Genomic DNA, 16,029 nt, shown 5'->3' on the forward strand with positions numbered 1-16,029 from the left:
CAACGGAAACAGTACGTCGCTGCGTCGGAAAGTGTCCCCGGTCAAGCTTTAGACTTGAATGTGTGTCTATGTCTGTTCACGGTTTCCTCTAGTTTTAATCTGATCTCACTTGGCTTCTCACCGCAGTGGATTTAGCGCTTCCAACTGCAGGTGTCTTGCTGGTCGGCCGAGACGCGCCAGAACGGCGCAATAGTAGATCGAGTTTCTTAAACGCCATCGCCGGTCCGGTGGGGGAAGTATCAGAGAGAAATCCATCGAGTGGTGCCCATGCGCGGATAGCTTGGTCCAGGACCAGGTCTTCGCCATCACGATACAACCCAGCGCGAACCATGGTTTCGGAACGCGCGTAAGATCCCATCAATTGACGCACAGTCGTGATCAGATCGTTTTCCTGAGCACTTGCGGCTTCTGGCAAGCTGCGTGAAACCGAACGGAGCAAATCAATGGCTGGAAACCGACCACGTTCGGCGATTTGCCGATCCAGAACCACATGACCGTCAAGAACACCCCGCAAGATGTCGGCAACTGGCTCATCCATATCAGACCCTGCTACCAAAACGCTAAAGACTGCAGTAATGTCTCCTTCGTTTTCTATCGCTCCAGGACCGGCTCGCTCTGCGAGACGCATGATCTGGTGCGCCACAGATGGGGGATGTCCACGTAGTGCTGGCAGTTCTCCAGAAGCAATTGCGACTTCCCTGTGGGCTTCGGCGAATCGTGTAATAGAATCAGCCAGATACAAGACATGTTTACCTTGATCTCTGAAATACTCTGCAATTGTCATCGCGGCCAATGGGCATCTTCGCCGTTCCAGCGGTGACCGATCAGAGGTGGCGGCGACAACGACACTGCGAGCCATTCCTTCTGGGCCAAGCACTGATCGAACGAAATCTTGAACCTCTCGTCCCCGCTCGCCGACCAGAGCAAGAACAACCACATCCGCTTCCATACCCTGAGCGAGCTGCGCGAGGAGGCGCGATTTGCCGACGCCGGAACCCGCAAACAGACCGATTCGTTGGCCTTTTACAATGGGGAGGAGAGTGTCGAACACAGCGAGCCCGGTCCCAAGCCGCTCACCAAGACCGCGCCGCGCCGCAGCCGGCGGCGGGCTTGCGCGGAACGGTCGACGGTGCGTCCCGGGGCCAAGAGGGGCGCCATCCAAAGGGCGACCGTAAGGATCGATGACCCGCCCGATCCACGAATCACAAGGTGCCAGAACCGGCGCACCCAAGACCGCAACGCGATCCCCCTGACTGACCCCATCTGCGGCTTCATCTGGCAGCATCGCTACCAATTCATCTCGAATTCGCAGTACTTCGCCTTCCAAAGTGCCGCTCGGGTGAAACAATCTCAAACGATCGCCAATACAAGCCGTATGGGCGAGGCCTGTTATCCAAATGGCAGTTCCATCGACGGAACGGACACGGCCCACACTGCGCACTGATTGCATTTGCGCGATTCTCTTGCTCAGACCCTGAATGACATTCTTGTCCATCGTTCGCTCCGTAAATGTTTCTGCAAACCGTTTCTAAAGGAATCACAGTTAAGTTTTGGCTTAAGCAATCGAGGGAGAAGCCCCGATGTTCCAAAACTTGGACGTCTTTAGAACGGCGATGGCCATGGCCCGACACGCAGGTACCAAACAGGCGTTGTCCGCACAGAATATCGCAAATGCCGATACCCCCCGGTATCGCGCCCAGCAGGTCCCAGAGTTCAAGGATACGCTCCGCGGCTCCATGATCGGGCAACGCGCTACGCGTTCCACCCACCTGAATGGCGCGGCGGACCGCTCCGTTCCGATTCTTGAACGACAAAAAGGCATGGATCCGAACGGCAACACCGTTTCCCTCGAGCTGGAGATGGTAACTGCTGTGGACGCAAAGCGGCAGCATGACCGTGCATTGGCAATCTATCGCAACAGCCTGTCCGTGATTCGGGCAAGCCTTGGTCGCACCTAAGGGATTTGATTTATGAGTGCTTTTTCTGATGCATTGAACGTTACGGCTGCGGGATTGAAGGCTCAGGCAACGCGCCTGCGCTTGGTATCCGAAAACATCGCAAACGCCGATACACCAGGGTTTCGCCGGAAATCTGCACCTTTCAAGCTGGAACAAGGTGAAGGAACACTTGATCTGGTCAAAACCGGACGGGTGCAGTTCGATCGATCTGACCTTGAACTGATCTATGACCCGTCTCACCCGCTTGCGGATGAAAGCGGCCACTACGAAGGATCGAATGTCGAACTGGTGATCGAAATCGCGGACGCGCGCGAAGCACAGCGCAGCTACGAGGCCAACCTGAAGATGTTCGATCAAACCCGCCAAATGTCGTCGAGCCTAATGGAGCTGCTTCGACGCTAACACAACAACACAGACCTGAAACGTCGTGAAAGGAGACCAGAATGGACGTCCGATCGCTTTACGCTGCGCAAAGCTATGCCGCCTCTCGCCCGGCAACAGAACCAGACGAAACAACTTCCGGTGGATTGCAGGAAAAATTCACCGAAGCCGCAACCGACTTCGTCGGAACACTACGAGAGGCCGAAGAAACCGCGCAAGCCAGCATGACGGGCAACGCCGATCCGCATGCGCTTGTCGAAGCACTGGCGCAATCAGAGCTCGCTGTTGAGACCGTTGTTGCCGTGCGCAACAAGGTGGTTGAGGCCTACCAGGAAATCCTGCGGATGCCGGTCTAACGGCATGATAACAGAAGCCATCTTCTTCGACACGCTGCGGCAAGGTCTCTGGATCGCGACGATAACGTCCTTTCCGATCCTGGCCGCCGCGCTGCTCGCCGGTGTTAGCGTCGGTTTGTTCCAGGCGTTGACGTCCATCCAGGAAATGACCCTGACGTTTGTGCCGAAACTCATGGCCATCGTCATCGTGTTCTGGATGTCGATGAGCTTTATGACACGCACGTTAGTCGAATTTTTTCAATCACATATCATCCCAATCGTGACCGGAGGATAACATGGAATCCGCTGGATATGCCGCCCTATCGCGCCTTTCTGGTTTGAAGAAGGAAATGCAGGTGATCGCGAACAATATCGCGAACGCCAACACCACCGGCTTTCGTCAGGAAGGCGTCATTTTTTCGGAGTATGTCGAGAAAGCGGACGGCGGAACAGATGTCGCCATGTCAGCGGGCCGGGTACGCAACACCTCTTTCGATCAAGGCACGCTCAAACAGACAAACGGCACTTTCGACCTCGCGATTGAGGGCGATGGGTTCTTTTTGATCAACACCCCCAATGGTGAACGGCTTACCCGGGCCGGTGCCTTCATGCCTTCGGCGGCTGGAACGCTTGTGACCCCTGATGGGTACGATGTGCTCGGCGACGGCGGCGCTCCGGTCTTTGTACCCCCTGATGCATCGGATCTTGCCTTTGCGCCGGACGGCACCATGAGTAGCGACGGCGTTCCGCTTGGCCGAATTGGCGTCGTTCGACCGTTGGAGCCTCTTCAGATGGTTCGGGAGGGCGGGGTGATGTTCCGCGCGGATGACGGATTCGAACCACTCGAAGAACCGCGCATTTTGCAGGGCTTTGTCGAAGCTTCGAACGTGGACCCAATCCTGCAGGTCTCCCGCATGGTCGAGGTCCAGCGGGCCTACGAGATGGGGCAGAGTTTTCTGGAACGCGAGGATGAGCGCATTCGCGCAGCCCTCAAGACCATGGTTAAGTAAAGGAATACCAATATGCGTGCTTTGCAGATTGCAGCCACCGGTATGGCCGCACAACAGACCCGGGTAGAGGTGATTTCCAACAACCTCTCCAACATGAGTACAACTGGATATAACACGCGCCGCGCCGAGTTCGCCGACCTGCATTACCAGCAGGCGACACGCCCCGGCACGATCAACGCCTCGGATGGGACGGTTCTCCCGACGGGTGTTCAGCTCGGTCTCGGGGTTCGGCCTTCGAGCGTCTCCGTGATGCTGTCCCAAGGCGCTCTCGCCGCATCCGGCGGCGACCTGGACGTTGCGATTGAGGGGTCCGGTTACCTTGAAGTCACGCTGCCGTCCGGGCAGCCAGCCTACACTAGGGATGGTGCGCTCAAACGCACAGGCGAAGGGTTGATTGTAACCTCGGAGGGCTTTGCCGTCGCTCCGGAAGTCACCATCCCCGACGATGCGGTGAGCATCTCCATCAACCCGGACGGCGAAGTCTACGCGTATTTCCAGGAAACCGCAGAAGCGCAGCTTCTTGGTCAGTTCAACCTGGTTGGGTTTACCAACGCAAAGGGTCTGCAAGCCATTGGCGACAATCTCTTTCTGGAGACAGAAGCCTCCGGTGCGGCGCTGCAGTCAACGCCCGGGCAGGACGGGCTAGGGACGTTGCGTCAGGGATTTCTTGAGGAAAGTTCCGTGGATCCGGTCCGCGAGATCACCAACCTGATCGAAGCCCAGCGCGGCTACGAGCTCAACTCCAAAGTGATCTCCGCTGCCGACCAGATGCTTGCCGCTACGAGCCAGGTCCGGTGATGCTCCGGCTGGCTCTCCTCGTCTCGCTTCTGGCAGGCACGGCTTATGCGGAATCGGTGGTCGCAACCCGCACGATCCGGCCACAGCAGGTCATCATGCCCGGAGACGTTCGGCTCGATCAGGCAGAGATTTCCGGCGCCTTCAAACGCCTGGACGCGGTGATCGGTCAGGAGGCGCGCTTTGCGCTCTATCCCGGGCGCGCGGTGATGCAGGGCTCAATCGGAGAACCGGCCGTCGTAGACCGCAATCAGGTGGTCGAACTGATTTACATTCACGGCGGGCTTCGGATCGCTGCCGAAGGCCGTGCTCTCGGGCGCGGCGGGGTCGGAGAACGCATCCGCGTCATGAACACCGGCTCCCGCACTGTGCTGTTCGGAGAAATCGCCCCGAACGGCACGATTATCGTCTCGAAATGAGGAAGACTATGCTGAAGAACCTGTGCCTTATCGGCCTGATTGTCCTGGCCGCCGCCTGCGGGCGCATCAAGCACATCGGCCAGGAGCCGAAGTTCACGCCCCAGACCCAAAGCCCGGAACGTGTGGCGATGATTGCAGAGGGACTTCCCGAAGCGCCTCCGCCGCGCCGCGCGACGGAACGCGCCTCACTCTGGAGCAGCCGGCAAGGGTCTCTCCTCGGGGATCGCCGCGCGATCAAGCGCGGGGATATTCTGACTGTGGTCATCGACATTCAGGAACAGGCCTCGATCAAGAACAGCACGTCGCGGTCCCGGTCCGGCTCTGAATCCCTCGGCATTCCCGATTTCTTCGGCGTTCCGGAGCGTATCAACCAGAACATCACCGATGGGGCCAGTCTGGACAGCGCGGTATCGCTCGACAGTGCGAGCAGTTCCAGCGGCGATGGTTCCGTCAAGCGCAGCGAGCAATTGACCCTGCGCGTTGCCGCCACGATCACAGATGTGCTCCCCAACGGGGTTTTGTCCATCGAAGGCAGTCAGGAGGTGCGCGTGAACTTCGAGCTGCGTGAACTTCTGGTCACGGGCTATGTCCGCCCCGAAGACATCTCTCGCAAGAATGAAATCACCTATGACAAAATCGCATCCGCGCGGATTTCCTACGGCGGCCGCGGGCATATCACGGACGTGCAACAACCCCGGATCGGCCAGCAGGTGCTGGATGTGATCCTGCCGTTCTAAGGAGGTTACCATGCGCAAACTTCTACCCATCCTTCTGGCCCTGATCGGCACAGGTGCAGGCGTTGGCGCGGGGTTTTTCCTGATGCCTGCCCCGGAAGAACATGCCGAGGGTGAGATGGTCGAATGCATCACCCCCGAAGAATATGCCAAGGCAGAAAAGCCGCCCGAAGAAGAGCACGAACCGGAGACGCGGGAGTATGTCAAACTGAACAACCAGTTTGTCATCCCAATCATGTCCGAAGACCGGGTCAGCGCCCTTGTGGTAGCCGCCTTGAGTGTCGAGGTTACCACGGGGTCGACTGAAATCGTCTATACCCGAGAACCGAAGCTGCGCGATGTATTCCTTCAGGTTTTATTCGATCACGCCAACATCGGCGGATTCAAGGGTAACTTCACCAACGGCGGCCGCATGGAAGACTTGCGCGGTGCCCTGCTCGAAGCCGCCCGCCCGGTGCTAGGCGATGCTGTGAGCGATGTCCTGATCACAGAAATCGCACGCCAGGATTCCTGAGATCACTGGAACCACGCGTCCCAGCCTTCGAGATAGTAGGTTACCAAGGCGTGGCTCTGGATGTTGTTGATCTCGACATCCACCTGCCCCGTATCCCGGCCAAAAACCTGCGCGCTGCGCCACGTTTCGGAACTCAGGTACAAAAGCCCGTCAGGCAGGTCAGGCATACGCGCTGCCAATGGCGAAAAACCGGCCATGACGAATCCCCATTCGCCAAAACTCGGCACATGCACGTGGTAAGGTGTGATCGAAAGCCCCCCGCCGGGAGCATAGGGGTTCCCGGTCGCCTCGATTGTTTGAGCGACAGACCAGTACGCGTTGCGCGCAAACAGCGGTGAGCCCGCCTGCGTGACCATAAGGCCGGTCGCTGAAAGCCGCTGAACAAGCAGCCCATAGAATTCCCGAGAATAGAGCTTGGACAAAGCGATGTTCTTTGGATCGGGCAAGTCGAGAAGGATAACATCGAATGTCTCCTCTGACTCTTCAATAAACCGCCAAGCATCCTGGTTGATGATGCGCACGCGCGGATCACGCAACGCACCGGAGTTCAACGCGGCAAGATCCGCCTGATCGCGAAACAGTTCGGTTACGCGCGGGTCCAGATCCACGAGGGTGACCCGATCAACCCCGTCATGTTTCAGTACCTCGCGAACCGCCATTCCGTCGCCGCCGCCAAGGATCAGAACAGACGCAACACGTGGTGCAAGGCCCATGGCGGGATGCACCAGCATTTCGTGGTAACGGTGCTCGTCCTTTGTGTCGAATTGGATGGAATAATCGAGGAACAGCCGAACACGATCCCGAAACCGGGTGACCGTGATCTGCTGGTACGGCGTAGCCTCCGACAGGACCACATCATCTTCGAAGAGTTGCGCTTCGGTGACGGATACCATGCGCTCACTCTGGAGAAGCGCCGTCAGCGTAGCCAGAAGGGCGACAGCCCAGACCACCCATTGCAACCGCGTGGCCACATCTCGAAACAGAAACAGCGACAGCCCCGCGACAACAAGATTCAACGCGCCGAAGACAAGGCTCGCCGACATCAGACCAAGGTGCGGGATCACCAGAAGGGGAAACGCCAGAGAGGCGACAAGCGCGCCGACATAGTCCACCGTCAGCACGTTTTCGAACCGGAAATCCGGTGCGCCAATGCTCTTCAAAACCCTTGCGATCAAGGGAATTTCCATGCCGGAAAGCACGCCCACGGCAACCAGCATTCCATAGAGCGGCACCGCCACATCGCCAAGCCATGCGTAGGAAAAGAACAGCGCCGGCGCCATGAACCCGCCGATGATCCCGAGGCTGATCTGCGCCCAAGAAAACCCGCGCATGGCCTCTCCCACGAACCTCGATGCCCATGCGCCGATGCCCATCGAAAACAGGAAAACACCAATGACGATGCTGAATTGGCGCACGCTGTCGCCAAGTAGGTAGCTCGAAACTGTCGCCGCGATCAGTTCATAGATCAGCCCCGCGACTGCAATCAGGAAAGTCGCGGCGAGCAGCCATGTCTCGCGCAGACGCGCGTGTGTCACGACAGGATCACGGCCGCGATAATGATCGAAAGCGCGACGAAGACTGAGCCAATCAGGATGGCGAGCGACGTGTTCTGGTCTTCTTCAATTTCCTTGATCACCGAAAACGGCGTCATGATGTTGATGATCCACCAGCAGAAGGCCATCAGAACAACGCCCAAGACCGTGAAAAAGATGGTGCTGACGACCTCCGCCAGCTGAATTGCGGAAAACAGATCCATAAGATCCCCCTGTTATTTTACCCTGCCGACGACGCCGATGACGTTACCGCCCGAGCCTCGCCTGACGGATTGATCCAAGTCCGAACTTTCCCCGCCGGCGCCGTAGTATGAGACATAGCTCGTGCCTGCGACGGCGAGCGTTGTGAAGGTGACAAAAGCCATTCGAAAGAGGTTCATCAGTCATCACTCCAATCGCTGTGGCTCCACCGGCGCGCGCGGTGCATGAATTTCTTGCCATAGGTCACGGCGGACAGAATGCCGAACCCGAACGCCAATAGCAGCAGCCACATACCGGAGGATTGCCCCTCGCGGGCGGACACCGTGACGGCGGTTGCGTTTCTGCCATTGCCCCAGATCCCGGCTTCGGGCTGGTCTATGGTCAGCGTGTAAGTCCCCGGCGCAGGCGGGCGGAACGTCAGGCTGGACGAGCGATTGCCCTCACTCCAGGACTCACCATCCTGCCGGCCATAGTAATACTCGACGGTACGGCCCGCTTCGAACACCGGCACATCTTCGGGATCGGTCAACTCCATTTCGAAGTAGGACCAGGCGTTGGAGACGTTGGCGCTGATCTTGATCGTAGCGAGCTTGTCCGTATCCCGCAGATCAAAGGTCACATCGCGCGGCAACGCCCGCAACCCTATTTCAGTCGGGGCAAGCACCTGGTATCCGGGCAGAGAGATGAAGGTGATCGCAATAATGAGGCAGCAGGCCGCCGCAACACCGGAGACAAAGGCAACGAACCCCGTGTTTTCCCCCGCCTTGTAGGGCTGCAGCGCGTGTACCCCATGCGCCTTGAGATCACCGGATTTGAGGCCAAAACTCTTTTTGACCTCCGCCTGTGGCAGATACTCGGACTTGTAGATCTCCCGCTCCGTCCCGGTCTCGGAGAAATCCAGCATCCCCGAAAGGCACATCGCAGAAATGGTGGTTGTCACGTCGCCCACGGTCGGAGACCAGGTGAACTCGCCTTCCACAAAGGTCAGGCGGCTCTTCGTGGTTTGCAGGTATTTGTAGCTTTCACCGTTGTAACTGGCCGTCGGCGCACTTTCAGCGTTTTCGACCCAGTATTCGCTCATCCAGAGCCCCTGCGGCGTGCCGCGCAGACGCCGCGAATAGACCAGATGACCATCCTCGACGGTCAGCCAGGCATAGCCATGGGTTTCGGAGAAAAGCTGATGTTCGACCCATTCCCAGGTCTTGCCGCCGTAATCCTCGCGGTGGCCAAGCGTGCCGATGATCGTCCACTCGATCCCCTTGATCACGCCTTTCATGCCAAGCGTGAACGGGGTGTTTGGGCGCGGCATGTCAGAGAATTGCCGCAGCGCGCGATAGCCGTGCAGCGCGTCAAGCTCCGTCCCGCAATAGCCGCAGACATGCGTTGTCACCCGCCCGCCGCCGAGAATGTCGAGCCCCGCGCCACAGGCTGTGCAGTTGATCGCCTCAAGCGTCGCCGCGCGGGTCATGGCAGCGCCTCCACGCGGATATCAAACGGGTCGTGCCAGAAGCCCAGGTACCAGGATTTTCCGCCCTGCCAGAACTCGCCGGACATCAGCGCGCCGTTCTCCGATTGCAGGTTCAAAAAGCGATAGGTCTCCCCCACTGTCAACTGCTCGCCGAAAGAGCCGCGCAGGGCGACGCACTCCGCCTTGTCGGCTTCGGCCACACGCCAGGTCTCGTCGCGATGCTCCCAGGCCATGCCAACACCGGCTCCGGCGGGAATATCCGGCCACATCTCCTGGCGGATCGGGTACTGCAGGACAACATCGCCTTCATCGACCGAAACCCAGACGCCGCGCTGGTCTTCGTCGAGGCCCCAGAATTCATCCCACCAGCCGCGCCCATAAGAATAGCGCGCATGGCCCATGATCTGCACGGAGTTGCCACCGAAATGCACGGTGTCGCCGATACCGAAAAGCGAAGGCCCGTCATGCATCTCTCCGGACTGACCGGCGTTACGCAGTTGCGCGCCATCAAGGTAAAGCGTGGTGCTGCAGGACGGGCAGGTGACCATGGTCACATAAGAAATCTGCTCCGGAACCGCATCGCCGCAATTGGGACAAGTCAAATCGGACATGCCGCGAAAATGCTCTTATACCGGATGCAATTGCAACGGGAAATTGCAGGTAATCTTCACAGGGAGTCCAATGCCGCGTGGACCGTGCGCCGCGTCACCGCCCCCTCCCAGTCTTCGCCAAGCAAGGCGTCCGCGAGCGGCGACTGCCGCAGCACAAGACGCCGCCAGTGATGCAGGATCAAAAGCCGCAACGCCGCGCGCTTTTCGGGATCATCCGGGCAGCGCTCCATGCCTTCAAGGGTCGCTTGCGTCAGCGCCTTGCAGGCCGCGCGATGCGCCGTGGACGCGATGCTTTGGCACACCCAATCGGGCAACGTCCCGGCAAGCGGCGTCGTCAAATACGCCCCCTCTGGCACCGCCCCGGAAATAAGCCCGCTTCGGCTGGTCAGCTGAACGGACCGGCCCGGCGGCAGGCTTTGCGCCAGCGGTGCTGCCAAATCCGGGGGCGATACAACCAGAGACACAGGGCCGATCTCGGGCGGTTGCACAGAGTAGATCAGCGGACGCACAGCTTCCGTTTCCCGGCGCGCTGAGGCGGTCAGAAAATGCACGGAACTTCGCCCGTCCCGGCGGCTTTCGATCCAGCCATCCTTCTTGAGCCGGTGCACCGCAACCCGAAGCGCCTGATCGGTGATGCCAATGGCCCCAACCCGCGCCGCCAGTTCCTTTCCGCCGATCCCCTGCCCCGCGCCGCGCAGTGTGTCGCCCATGATCGTCACAATCACAGACCACGTCCGAAGCGGGCCCAGACCTTCAAAAAGGGCAATCTCTTCAGCAATCTGCGGCATAGGCTGAGGCATACCGCACCCTATGCCGCCGCTGTCAGAGCCTCAAGTGGCGTTCATCGTCAGAAGCTCATACTCGGCAACCATGTCTTCCGCGCTGTCGAGAATACGCACGTGCCAGCGCACCTCGCCATACTCTTCGTTGCGCGGCGTCTTCGCCTTCACCGTCAAACGCACGTGGATCGATTCCCCCGCCGCGACCGGCTTCATGAAACGCAGATTGTCGAGGCCGGTGTTGGCCAGAACCGGCCCTTCGTTCGGCTCCACAAACAAACCCGCGGCAAAGCTGAGCAGCAGATAGCCATGCGCCACACGGCCCGGGAAAAACGGGTTTCGTGTGGCGGCGGCATCGTCCATGTGGGCATAGAACGTATCGCCGGTGAACGCCGCAAAGTGCTCGATGTCTTCCAGGGTAACGGTGCGCGGCGCGGTTACGATGGTCTCGCCCGGCGTCAGTTCGGTGAACCGGCGGGTAAACGGATGTGCACCGCCGCTCGTTTCCGGCGCGCCGGGAACCCATCGCCCACCCAATGCGCTCAGCATACGGGGCGAGCCCTGCACCGCGGTGCGTTGCATGTAGTGCTTGACCGCGCGCACGCCGCCAAGCTCCTCACCACCACCCGCACGGCCCGGCCCGCCATGGATCATATGCGGCATCGGTGCGCCGTGGCCTGTGCTTTCCTTCATGCTGTCGCGATCGTTCAGGTAAACCCGCCCGTTCCAGGCCGCGACGCCCATCACCGCCCGCTGCGCAACCTCCGCATCATGGGTGATCACCGAGGTTACAAGCGAGCCGCCGCCACGATTGGCAAGCGCGATGGCGTGATCCAAATCGCGGTACGGCAGGACCGTGCTCACCGGCCCGAAAGCTTCGGTATCATGCACACGCTGCGCAGCGTCAGGATCGTTGCACCGCAGCAATGTTGGCGTCAGGAAGGCGCCTTTTTCCTCTGCAAAAGCCTCCGGATCGCCGCAAATCAACTCCGCCTCGCTGCGCAGCATTTCAATCTTTTCAAGCACATCCGCGCGCTGACCCGCGCTGACCAGAGAGCCCATACGCGTGTTTTCTTCGCGCGGGTTACCAATCGTGATTTTCGCCAGCTGTGCAGATAGGGCCGCCTCCACCGCGTCCAACTGGGTTTCCGGCACGAGGATGCGGCGGATGGCCGTGCATTTCTGGCCCGCCTTGACGGTCATTTCGCGGGATACCTCTTTGACAAAGAGATCAAACTCCGGCGTACCCGGCTCCGCATCAGGACCAAGGATAGAGGCGTTCAGGCTGTCCTGCTCCGCCACGAACCGTACACCCTGACTCAGGATGTTCGGGTTGGACCGCAGGCGTCCGGCTGTGGCCGCGGATCCGGTGAAGCCCACCACATCCTGGCAGGTAAGATGATCGAGCATATCCCCGACCCCACCGGCCACGAACTGCAGCGCGCCGTCTGGCAGGATACCGCTTTCCAGCATGATCCTGACGGCCAGTTCGGTCACATAACAGGTATCCGTTGCCGGTTTGACGATGGCTGGCACCCCGGCCAGCAGCGTCGGCGCGAGCTTTTCCAACATGCCCCAAAGCGGAAAGTTGAACGCGTTGATGTGAACCGCGACGCCCAGAAGAGGGGTGCAGATGTGTTGGCCAAGGAAGCTGCCAGTGCGGCCAAGCTGCTCTGTTCCGCCGTCGAGGTATACTTGGTGGTCCGGCATCTCCCGGCGTCCCTTGGAAGCGAACACGAACATCGTGCCAATGCCGCCGTCGATGTCGAAGGCGTGATCCTTTTTCGTCGCGCCGGTCAGGTAGCTGATCTCATAGAGCGCGTCTTTGTGCTCCTGCAACGTGAGGGCAAGCGCCTTGAGCATCCGCGCCCGATCGTGGAACGTCAGCGCGCGCAGCGCGGGCCCGCCGGTGGAGCGTGCGTAGTCCAGCGCTTCCGCCACATCCCAGTCCCCGTCCCCGGCCCGCGCAATCAGCGTCCCGTCATAAGCACACGCAACCTCCCGCGCCCGCGCCCCCGGCGAAACCCAACGCCCCGCCACAAAACTCCCAACGTCCCGAATATCCAAAGCCGTTCCTCCAAAACCTTTCTAAATTATTGACCGAGCGTTCGGTTTATGCAAGCTCAAGCAACAGGAGGAGCGTTGGATGAACGGATTTGTTTTGGTGGAGGACCGGGGGGAATGGGTTGAGGTTACGCTTAACCGCCCGGAACGATTGAATAGTTTCAACGATGTGATGCATCGGGAGTTGCGGGCGGCGCTGGAGGAAGCGCGGGACCGGGGCGCACGATGCATCCTTTTGACCGGCGCGGGACGGGGATTCTGTGCCGGGCAGGACCTTGGAGACCGGGATCCGTCGAAAATGGACGGCCCACCGGACCTGTCGAAAACCGTGCGGACTTTCTATGCGCCGCTCGTGCGTTTGATCCGCTCCATAGAGGCCCCCGTCATCTGCGCCGTAAATGGTGTCGCCGCCGGGGCCGGGGCAAACCTTGCGCTGGCCTGTGATATTGTCCTTGCCGCACAGAGCGCCAAGTTCATCCAATCCTTCTCCAAAGTCGGACTGATCCCGGATACCGGCGGCTCGTGGCATCTGCCCAGACTGCTGGGAGAAGCGCGCGCCAAGGGGCTTGCCCTGACAGCCGAGCCACTTCCCGCGCAAAAAGCCGAAGACTGGGGCCTGATCTGGAAAGCCCTGCCAGACGAAGATCTGATGACGGAAGCCCGCGCCATGGCCGAAAAATTCGCGAACGGGCCAACGCTCGGCTACGCTCTGACAAAACAGGCCATACAGACCGCCGCGACGGACACGCTGCATGATCACCTCGAACTGGAGGCGGATTTCATGAAGCGGTGCGGCGAGAGCGCCGACTATGCCGAAGGCGTCAGCGCCTTCCTTGAGAAACGCAGCCCGGAGTTCAAAGGCAAATGACCCCGCACATCCGCGCCAAACGCTCCGCCGAGGCCATGTGGGCCAATGACAAGGCCAGCCAGTGGCTGGGCATGGAAATCGCTGACGTAAATGAGGGCACCGCCACGCTGACGCTGGTTGTGCAGGCGCATCATTGCAATGGTCACGCCATTTGTCACGGCGGCTTTATCTTTACGCTGGCCGACAGCGCCTTTGCCTTTGCCTGCAACAGCCGCAACGCCGTAACCGTCGCTCAGCACAACACCATCAGCTTCATCGCTCCGGGCAAGCTGGGAGACACGCTCACGGCCACCGCGCGCGAGGTGTCCCTGCGCGGACGCAGCGGGCTTTATGATGTGACCGTCACCAATCAAAATGGCGAGACAATCGCCGAGTTCCGGGGTGCCTCGCGCACCATTCAGGGCCAGCTATTCTCGGAGGAGGAATAACCATGATCGACCTGACCCCAGATCGCAAAACGCTCGACCCGATTGAAATCGCCTCGCGCGATGAGATCGGTGCCCTGCAACTCGACCGCCTGAAATGGTCGCTCAAACACGCCTATGACAACGTGCCGATGTACCGTCAGCGGTTTGACGAAGCAGGCGTGCACCCGGACGATCTTCAAAGCTTATCTGATCTGTCGAAGTTCCCCTTCACCTACAAATCGGACCTGCGGGACAACTATCCTTTTGGTCTGTTTGCCGTCCCGCGCGAACAGATCGCCCGCGTGCATGCCTCCTCCGGCACCACCGGCAAGCCCACAGTGGTTGGCTATACGGCCAATGATCTGAGCAACTGGGCCGATCTGGTCGCTCGCTCCATGCGCGCCAGCGGCACGCGCCCCGGCGACGTTGTCCATATTGCCTATGGCTATGGTCTGTTCACCGGCGGTTTGGGCGCGCATTACGGCGCGGAGCGGCTTGGCTGTACGGTTGTGCCCATTTCCGGCGGGATGACGGAGCGGCAGGTCACGCTCATTCAGGACTTCCAGCCGACCACCATCATGGTCACGCCATCCTATATGCTCAACATCCTTGAAGCCTGCCACAAGGCGGGGATTGATCCACGCGAGACCTCGCTTCAGGTGGGGATTTTCGGGGCCGAACCCTGGACCGATTCCATGCGCTCGGAGGTCGAAGCGGCATTTGATATGCACGCGGTCGACATCTACGGTCTGTCCGAAATCATGGGGCCGGGTGTGGCAAATGAATGCGTTGAGACCAAGGACGGGCCGGTTATCTGGGAGGACCATTTCTATCCGGAAATCATTGATCCCGTGACCGGCGAGGTGTTGCCCGATGGCGAAATGGGCGAGTTGGTGTTCACCACGCTGACCAAGGAAGGCCTGCCCATGGTGCGTTATCGCACCCGCGATCTGACGCAGCTTCTGCCCGGCACGGCGCGGAGCATGCGGCGCATGGCCAAGATCACAGGGCGTAGCGATGACATGATGATCCTGCGCGGCGTGAATGTCTTCCCGTCCCAGATCGAAGAGCAGGTCATGGCAACGGGCGGCCTTGCGGCGCACTACCAGATCGAACTGTTCAAGTCGGGCCGCATGGACGCGATGCGGGTCATGGTGGAGGCGGAGGCTTCGGCCGCGGATGAGGCCTCGCGCAATGCCGCGGCGCGAATGCTGGCCAAGCGGATCAAGGATATCGTTGGTGTCTCGACCGAGATCGTTGTAGGGGACCCGGGCAGCGTCGAACGCTCTCAGGGCAAGGCGCGGCGTGTCGTCGACAATCGCGGGGAGGGCTGATGGCCCGGACCATCGCCAAGGATCACGAAGAGAAACGCGGACACATCATGACGTGCGCCGCCAAGATCTTTGCGACCCTTGGCTATCACAAGGCGTCGATGACCCTGCTCGCGCAGGAGTGCGGCATGTCAAAGGCCAACCTCTACCACTACTACGACAGCAAGGACGCGATCCTGTTTGATCTGCTGGATCTCTATTTGTTTAACCTGCGCAATCGGATCCTGATCCTCGATTTGCGCGGGATGAGCTCAGAGGCGCAGTTTCGTCATGTGGTGCGTGAGATTCTGCTCGCCTACGAAGGTCAGGACGACCAGCACAAGGTGCAGATGAACGCGCTGGAGTCCCTGCCGAAGGACCAGCAGGAACATCTGCGCAATTACCAGCGCTCGCTGGTTGGGTTCATGTCCCAGATCATCGCCTATGCCGGGCCGGAAAGCCTGTCGGACGATCTGAACCGCCTGCGCGGCGTGACCATGTCGGTCTTTGGCATGCTGAACTGGTTCCACATGTGGAACGCAAAGGCGAACCAGCAGGAGCGGGAAGAGTACGCCACGCTTGTCTGTGATCTGACCCTGAAAGGGCTGAACGAGATGTAAGG

General features: G+C 59.8%; 20 protein-coding genes. 13 read left to right on the plus strand and 7 right to left on the minus strand.

The window, feature by feature from the left end; genetic code table 11:
- Positions 1-94 precede the first annotated feature (94 nt).
- Positions 95-1,495 (minus strand): FliI/YscN family ATPase, encoded by a 1,401-nt coding sequence (locus E4662_RS19455; RefSeq protein ID WP_136443294.1) that lies wholly within the window; start codon positions 1,493-1,495, stop codon positions 95-97.
- An 85-nt stretch (positions 1,496-1,580) separates the two neighbouring features.
- Here E4662_RS19455 and E4662_RS19460 point away from each other — a divergent pair, with 85 nt between their 5' ends.
- Genes E4662_RS19460 through E4662_RS19500 form a run of 9 tightly spaced genes read left to right on the plus strand, consistent with a single transcriptional unit; the run spans position 1,581 to position 6,146 of the window.
- Positions 1,581-1,958, plus strand: a complete 378-nt coding sequence (locus tag E4662_RS19460; protein WP_136443295.1) for a FlgB family protein — start codon at positions 1,581-1,583, stop codon at positions 1,956-1,958.
- Between the two features lie 12 nt (positions 1,959-1,970).
- Positions 1,971-2,360 (plus strand): flagellar basal body rod protein FlgC, encoded by a 390-nt coding sequence (gene flgC / locus E4662_RS19465; protein ID WP_136443296.1) that lies wholly within the window; start codon positions 1,971-1,973, stop codon positions 2,358-2,360.
- Positions 2,361-2,401: 41 nt separating this feature from the next.
- A complete protein-coding gene (gene fliE, locus E4662_RS19470) occupies positions 2,402-2,695 on the plus strand; it encodes a flagellar hook-basal body complex protein FliE (RefSeq protein ID WP_136443297.1) in 294 nt (97 codons plus the stop codon).
- Between the two features lie 4 nt (positions 2,696-2,699).
- Positions 2,700-2,969, plus strand: a complete 270-nt coding sequence (locus E4662_RS19475) for a flagellar biosynthetic protein FliQ (RefSeq protein ID WP_136443298.1) — start codon at positions 2,700-2,702, stop codon at positions 2,967-2,969.
- A 1-nt stretch (position 2,970) separates the two neighbouring features.
- Positions 2,971-3,684 carry a flagellar hook-basal body complex protein gene (locus E4662_RS19480; protein ID WP_136443299.1) on the plus strand — a complete coding sequence of 238 codons (714 nt, stop codon included), beginning with the start codon at positions 2,971-2,973 and terminating at the stop codon, positions 3,682-3,684.
- 12 nt (positions 3,685-3,696) lie between these two features.
- Positions 3,697-4,482: a flagellar basal-body rod protein FlgG gene (flgG, locus tag E4662_RS19485; protein WP_136443300.1), complete on the plus strand. Its 786-nt coding sequence runs from the start codon at positions 3,697-3,699 to the stop codon at positions 4,480-4,482.
- Positions 4,482-4,898 (plus strand): flagellar basal body P-ring formation chaperone FlgA, encoded by a 417-nt coding sequence (gene flgA, locus E4662_RS19490; RefSeq protein WP_136443301.1) that lies wholly within the window; start codon positions 4,482-4,484, stop codon positions 4,896-4,898. The genes flgG and flgA overlap by 1 nt, the downstream gene beginning before the upstream one ends.
- 8 nt (positions 4,899-4,906) lie before the next feature.
- Positions 4,907-5,635, plus strand: coding sequence for a flagellar basal body L-ring protein FlgH (gene flgH / locus E4662_RS19495; protein WP_240705256.1), 729 nt, complete (start codon positions 4,907-4,909; stop codon positions 5,633-5,635).
- 10 nt (positions 5,636-5,645) lie between these two features.
- On the plus strand, positions 5,646-6,146 hold the full coding sequence (locus E4662_RS19500) for a flagellar basal body-associated FliL family protein (protein ID WP_136443303.1): 501 nt from the start codon (positions 5,646-5,648) through the stop codon (positions 6,144-6,146).
- 2 nt (positions 6,147-6,148) lie between these two features.
- On the opposite strand, the gene E4662_RS19505 is transcribed toward E4662_RS19500, so the two are convergent.
- The 6 genes from E4662_RS19505 to paaZ form a co-directional block, all read right to left on the minus strand.
- Positions 6,149-7,681, minus strand: a complete 1,533-nt coding sequence (locus E4662_RS19505) for a polyamine aminopropyltransferase (RefSeq protein WP_136443304.1) — start codon at positions 7,679-7,681, stop codon at positions 6,149-6,151.
- Positions 7,678-7,902, minus strand: a complete 225-nt coding sequence (locus tag E4662_RS19510) for a DUF350 domain-containing protein (RefSeq protein ID WP_136443305.1) — start codon at positions 7,900-7,902, stop codon at positions 7,678-7,680. The genes E4662_RS19505 and E4662_RS19510 overlap by 4 nt, the downstream gene beginning before the upstream one ends.
- Before the next feature lie 176 nt (positions 7,903-8,078).
- Entirely contained in the window at positions 8,079-9,368 is a 1,290-nt protein-coding gene (locus tag E4662_RS19515) for a DUF4178 domain-containing protein (protein WP_136443306.1), read from the minus strand.
- Entirely contained in the window at positions 9,365-9,979 is a 615-nt protein-coding gene (locus E4662_RS19520; protein ID WP_136443307.1) for a DUF4178 domain-containing protein, read from the minus strand. The genes E4662_RS19515 and E4662_RS19520 overlap by 4 nt, the downstream gene beginning before the upstream one ends.
- Positions 9,980-10,035: 56 nt before the next feature.
- Entirely contained in the window at positions 10,036-10,779 is a 744-nt protein-coding gene (locus E4662_RS19525) for a PaaX family transcriptional regulator C-terminal domain-containing protein (RefSeq protein ID WP_136443308.1), read from the minus strand.
- Positions 10,780-10,809: 30 nt separating this feature from the next.
- Positions 10,810-12,825, minus strand: a complete 2,016-nt coding sequence (paaZ, locus tag E4662_RS19530) for a phenylacetic acid degradation bifunctional protein PaaZ (protein ID WP_136443309.1) — start codon at positions 12,823-12,825, stop codon at positions 10,810-10,812.
- Between the two features lie 79 nt (positions 12,826-12,904).
- On the opposite strand from paaZ, the gene paaG reads away from it, so the two are divergent.
- From paaG to E4662_RS19550, 4 genes are read left to right on the plus strand one after another with little or no spacing between them, the layout of a single operon-like run.
- Positions 12,905-13,690 (plus strand): 2-(1,2-epoxy-1,2-dihydrophenyl)acetyl-CoA isomerase PaaG, encoded by a 786-nt coding sequence (gene paaG, locus E4662_RS19535; RefSeq protein ID WP_136443310.1) that lies wholly within the window; start codon positions 12,905-12,907, stop codon positions 13,688-13,690.
- Positions 13,687-14,118 carry a hydroxyphenylacetyl-CoA thioesterase PaaI gene (paaI, locus tag E4662_RS19540; RefSeq protein WP_136443311.1) on the plus strand — a complete coding sequence of 144 codons (432 nt, stop codon included), beginning with the start codon at positions 13,687-13,689 and terminating at the stop codon, positions 14,116-14,118. The genes paaG and paaI overlap by 4 nt, the downstream gene beginning before the upstream one ends.
- Before the next feature lie 2 nt (positions 14,119-14,120).
- On the plus strand, positions 14,121-15,431 hold the full coding sequence (paaK, locus tag E4662_RS19545; RefSeq protein ID WP_136443312.1) for a phenylacetate--CoA ligase PaaK: 1,311 nt from the start codon (positions 14,121-14,123) through the stop codon (positions 15,429-15,431).
- Complete coding sequence (locus E4662_RS19550) at positions 15,431-16,027, plus strand: TetR/AcrR family transcriptional regulator (protein ID WP_136443313.1); 597 nt, start codon at positions 15,431-15,433, stop codon at positions 16,025-16,027. Before paaK ends, E4662_RS19550 begins: the two co-directional genes overlap by 1 nt.
- Positions 16,028-16,029: the final 2 nt, after the last annotated feature.

Origin of the sequence: Pacificoceanicola onchidii, from assembly GCF_004804335.1 — a bacterium.
GTDB classification, from domain to species: domain Bacteria; phylum Pseudomonadota; class Alphaproteobacteria; order Rhodobacterales; family Rhodobacteraceae; genus Pacificoceanicola; species Pacificoceanicola onchidii.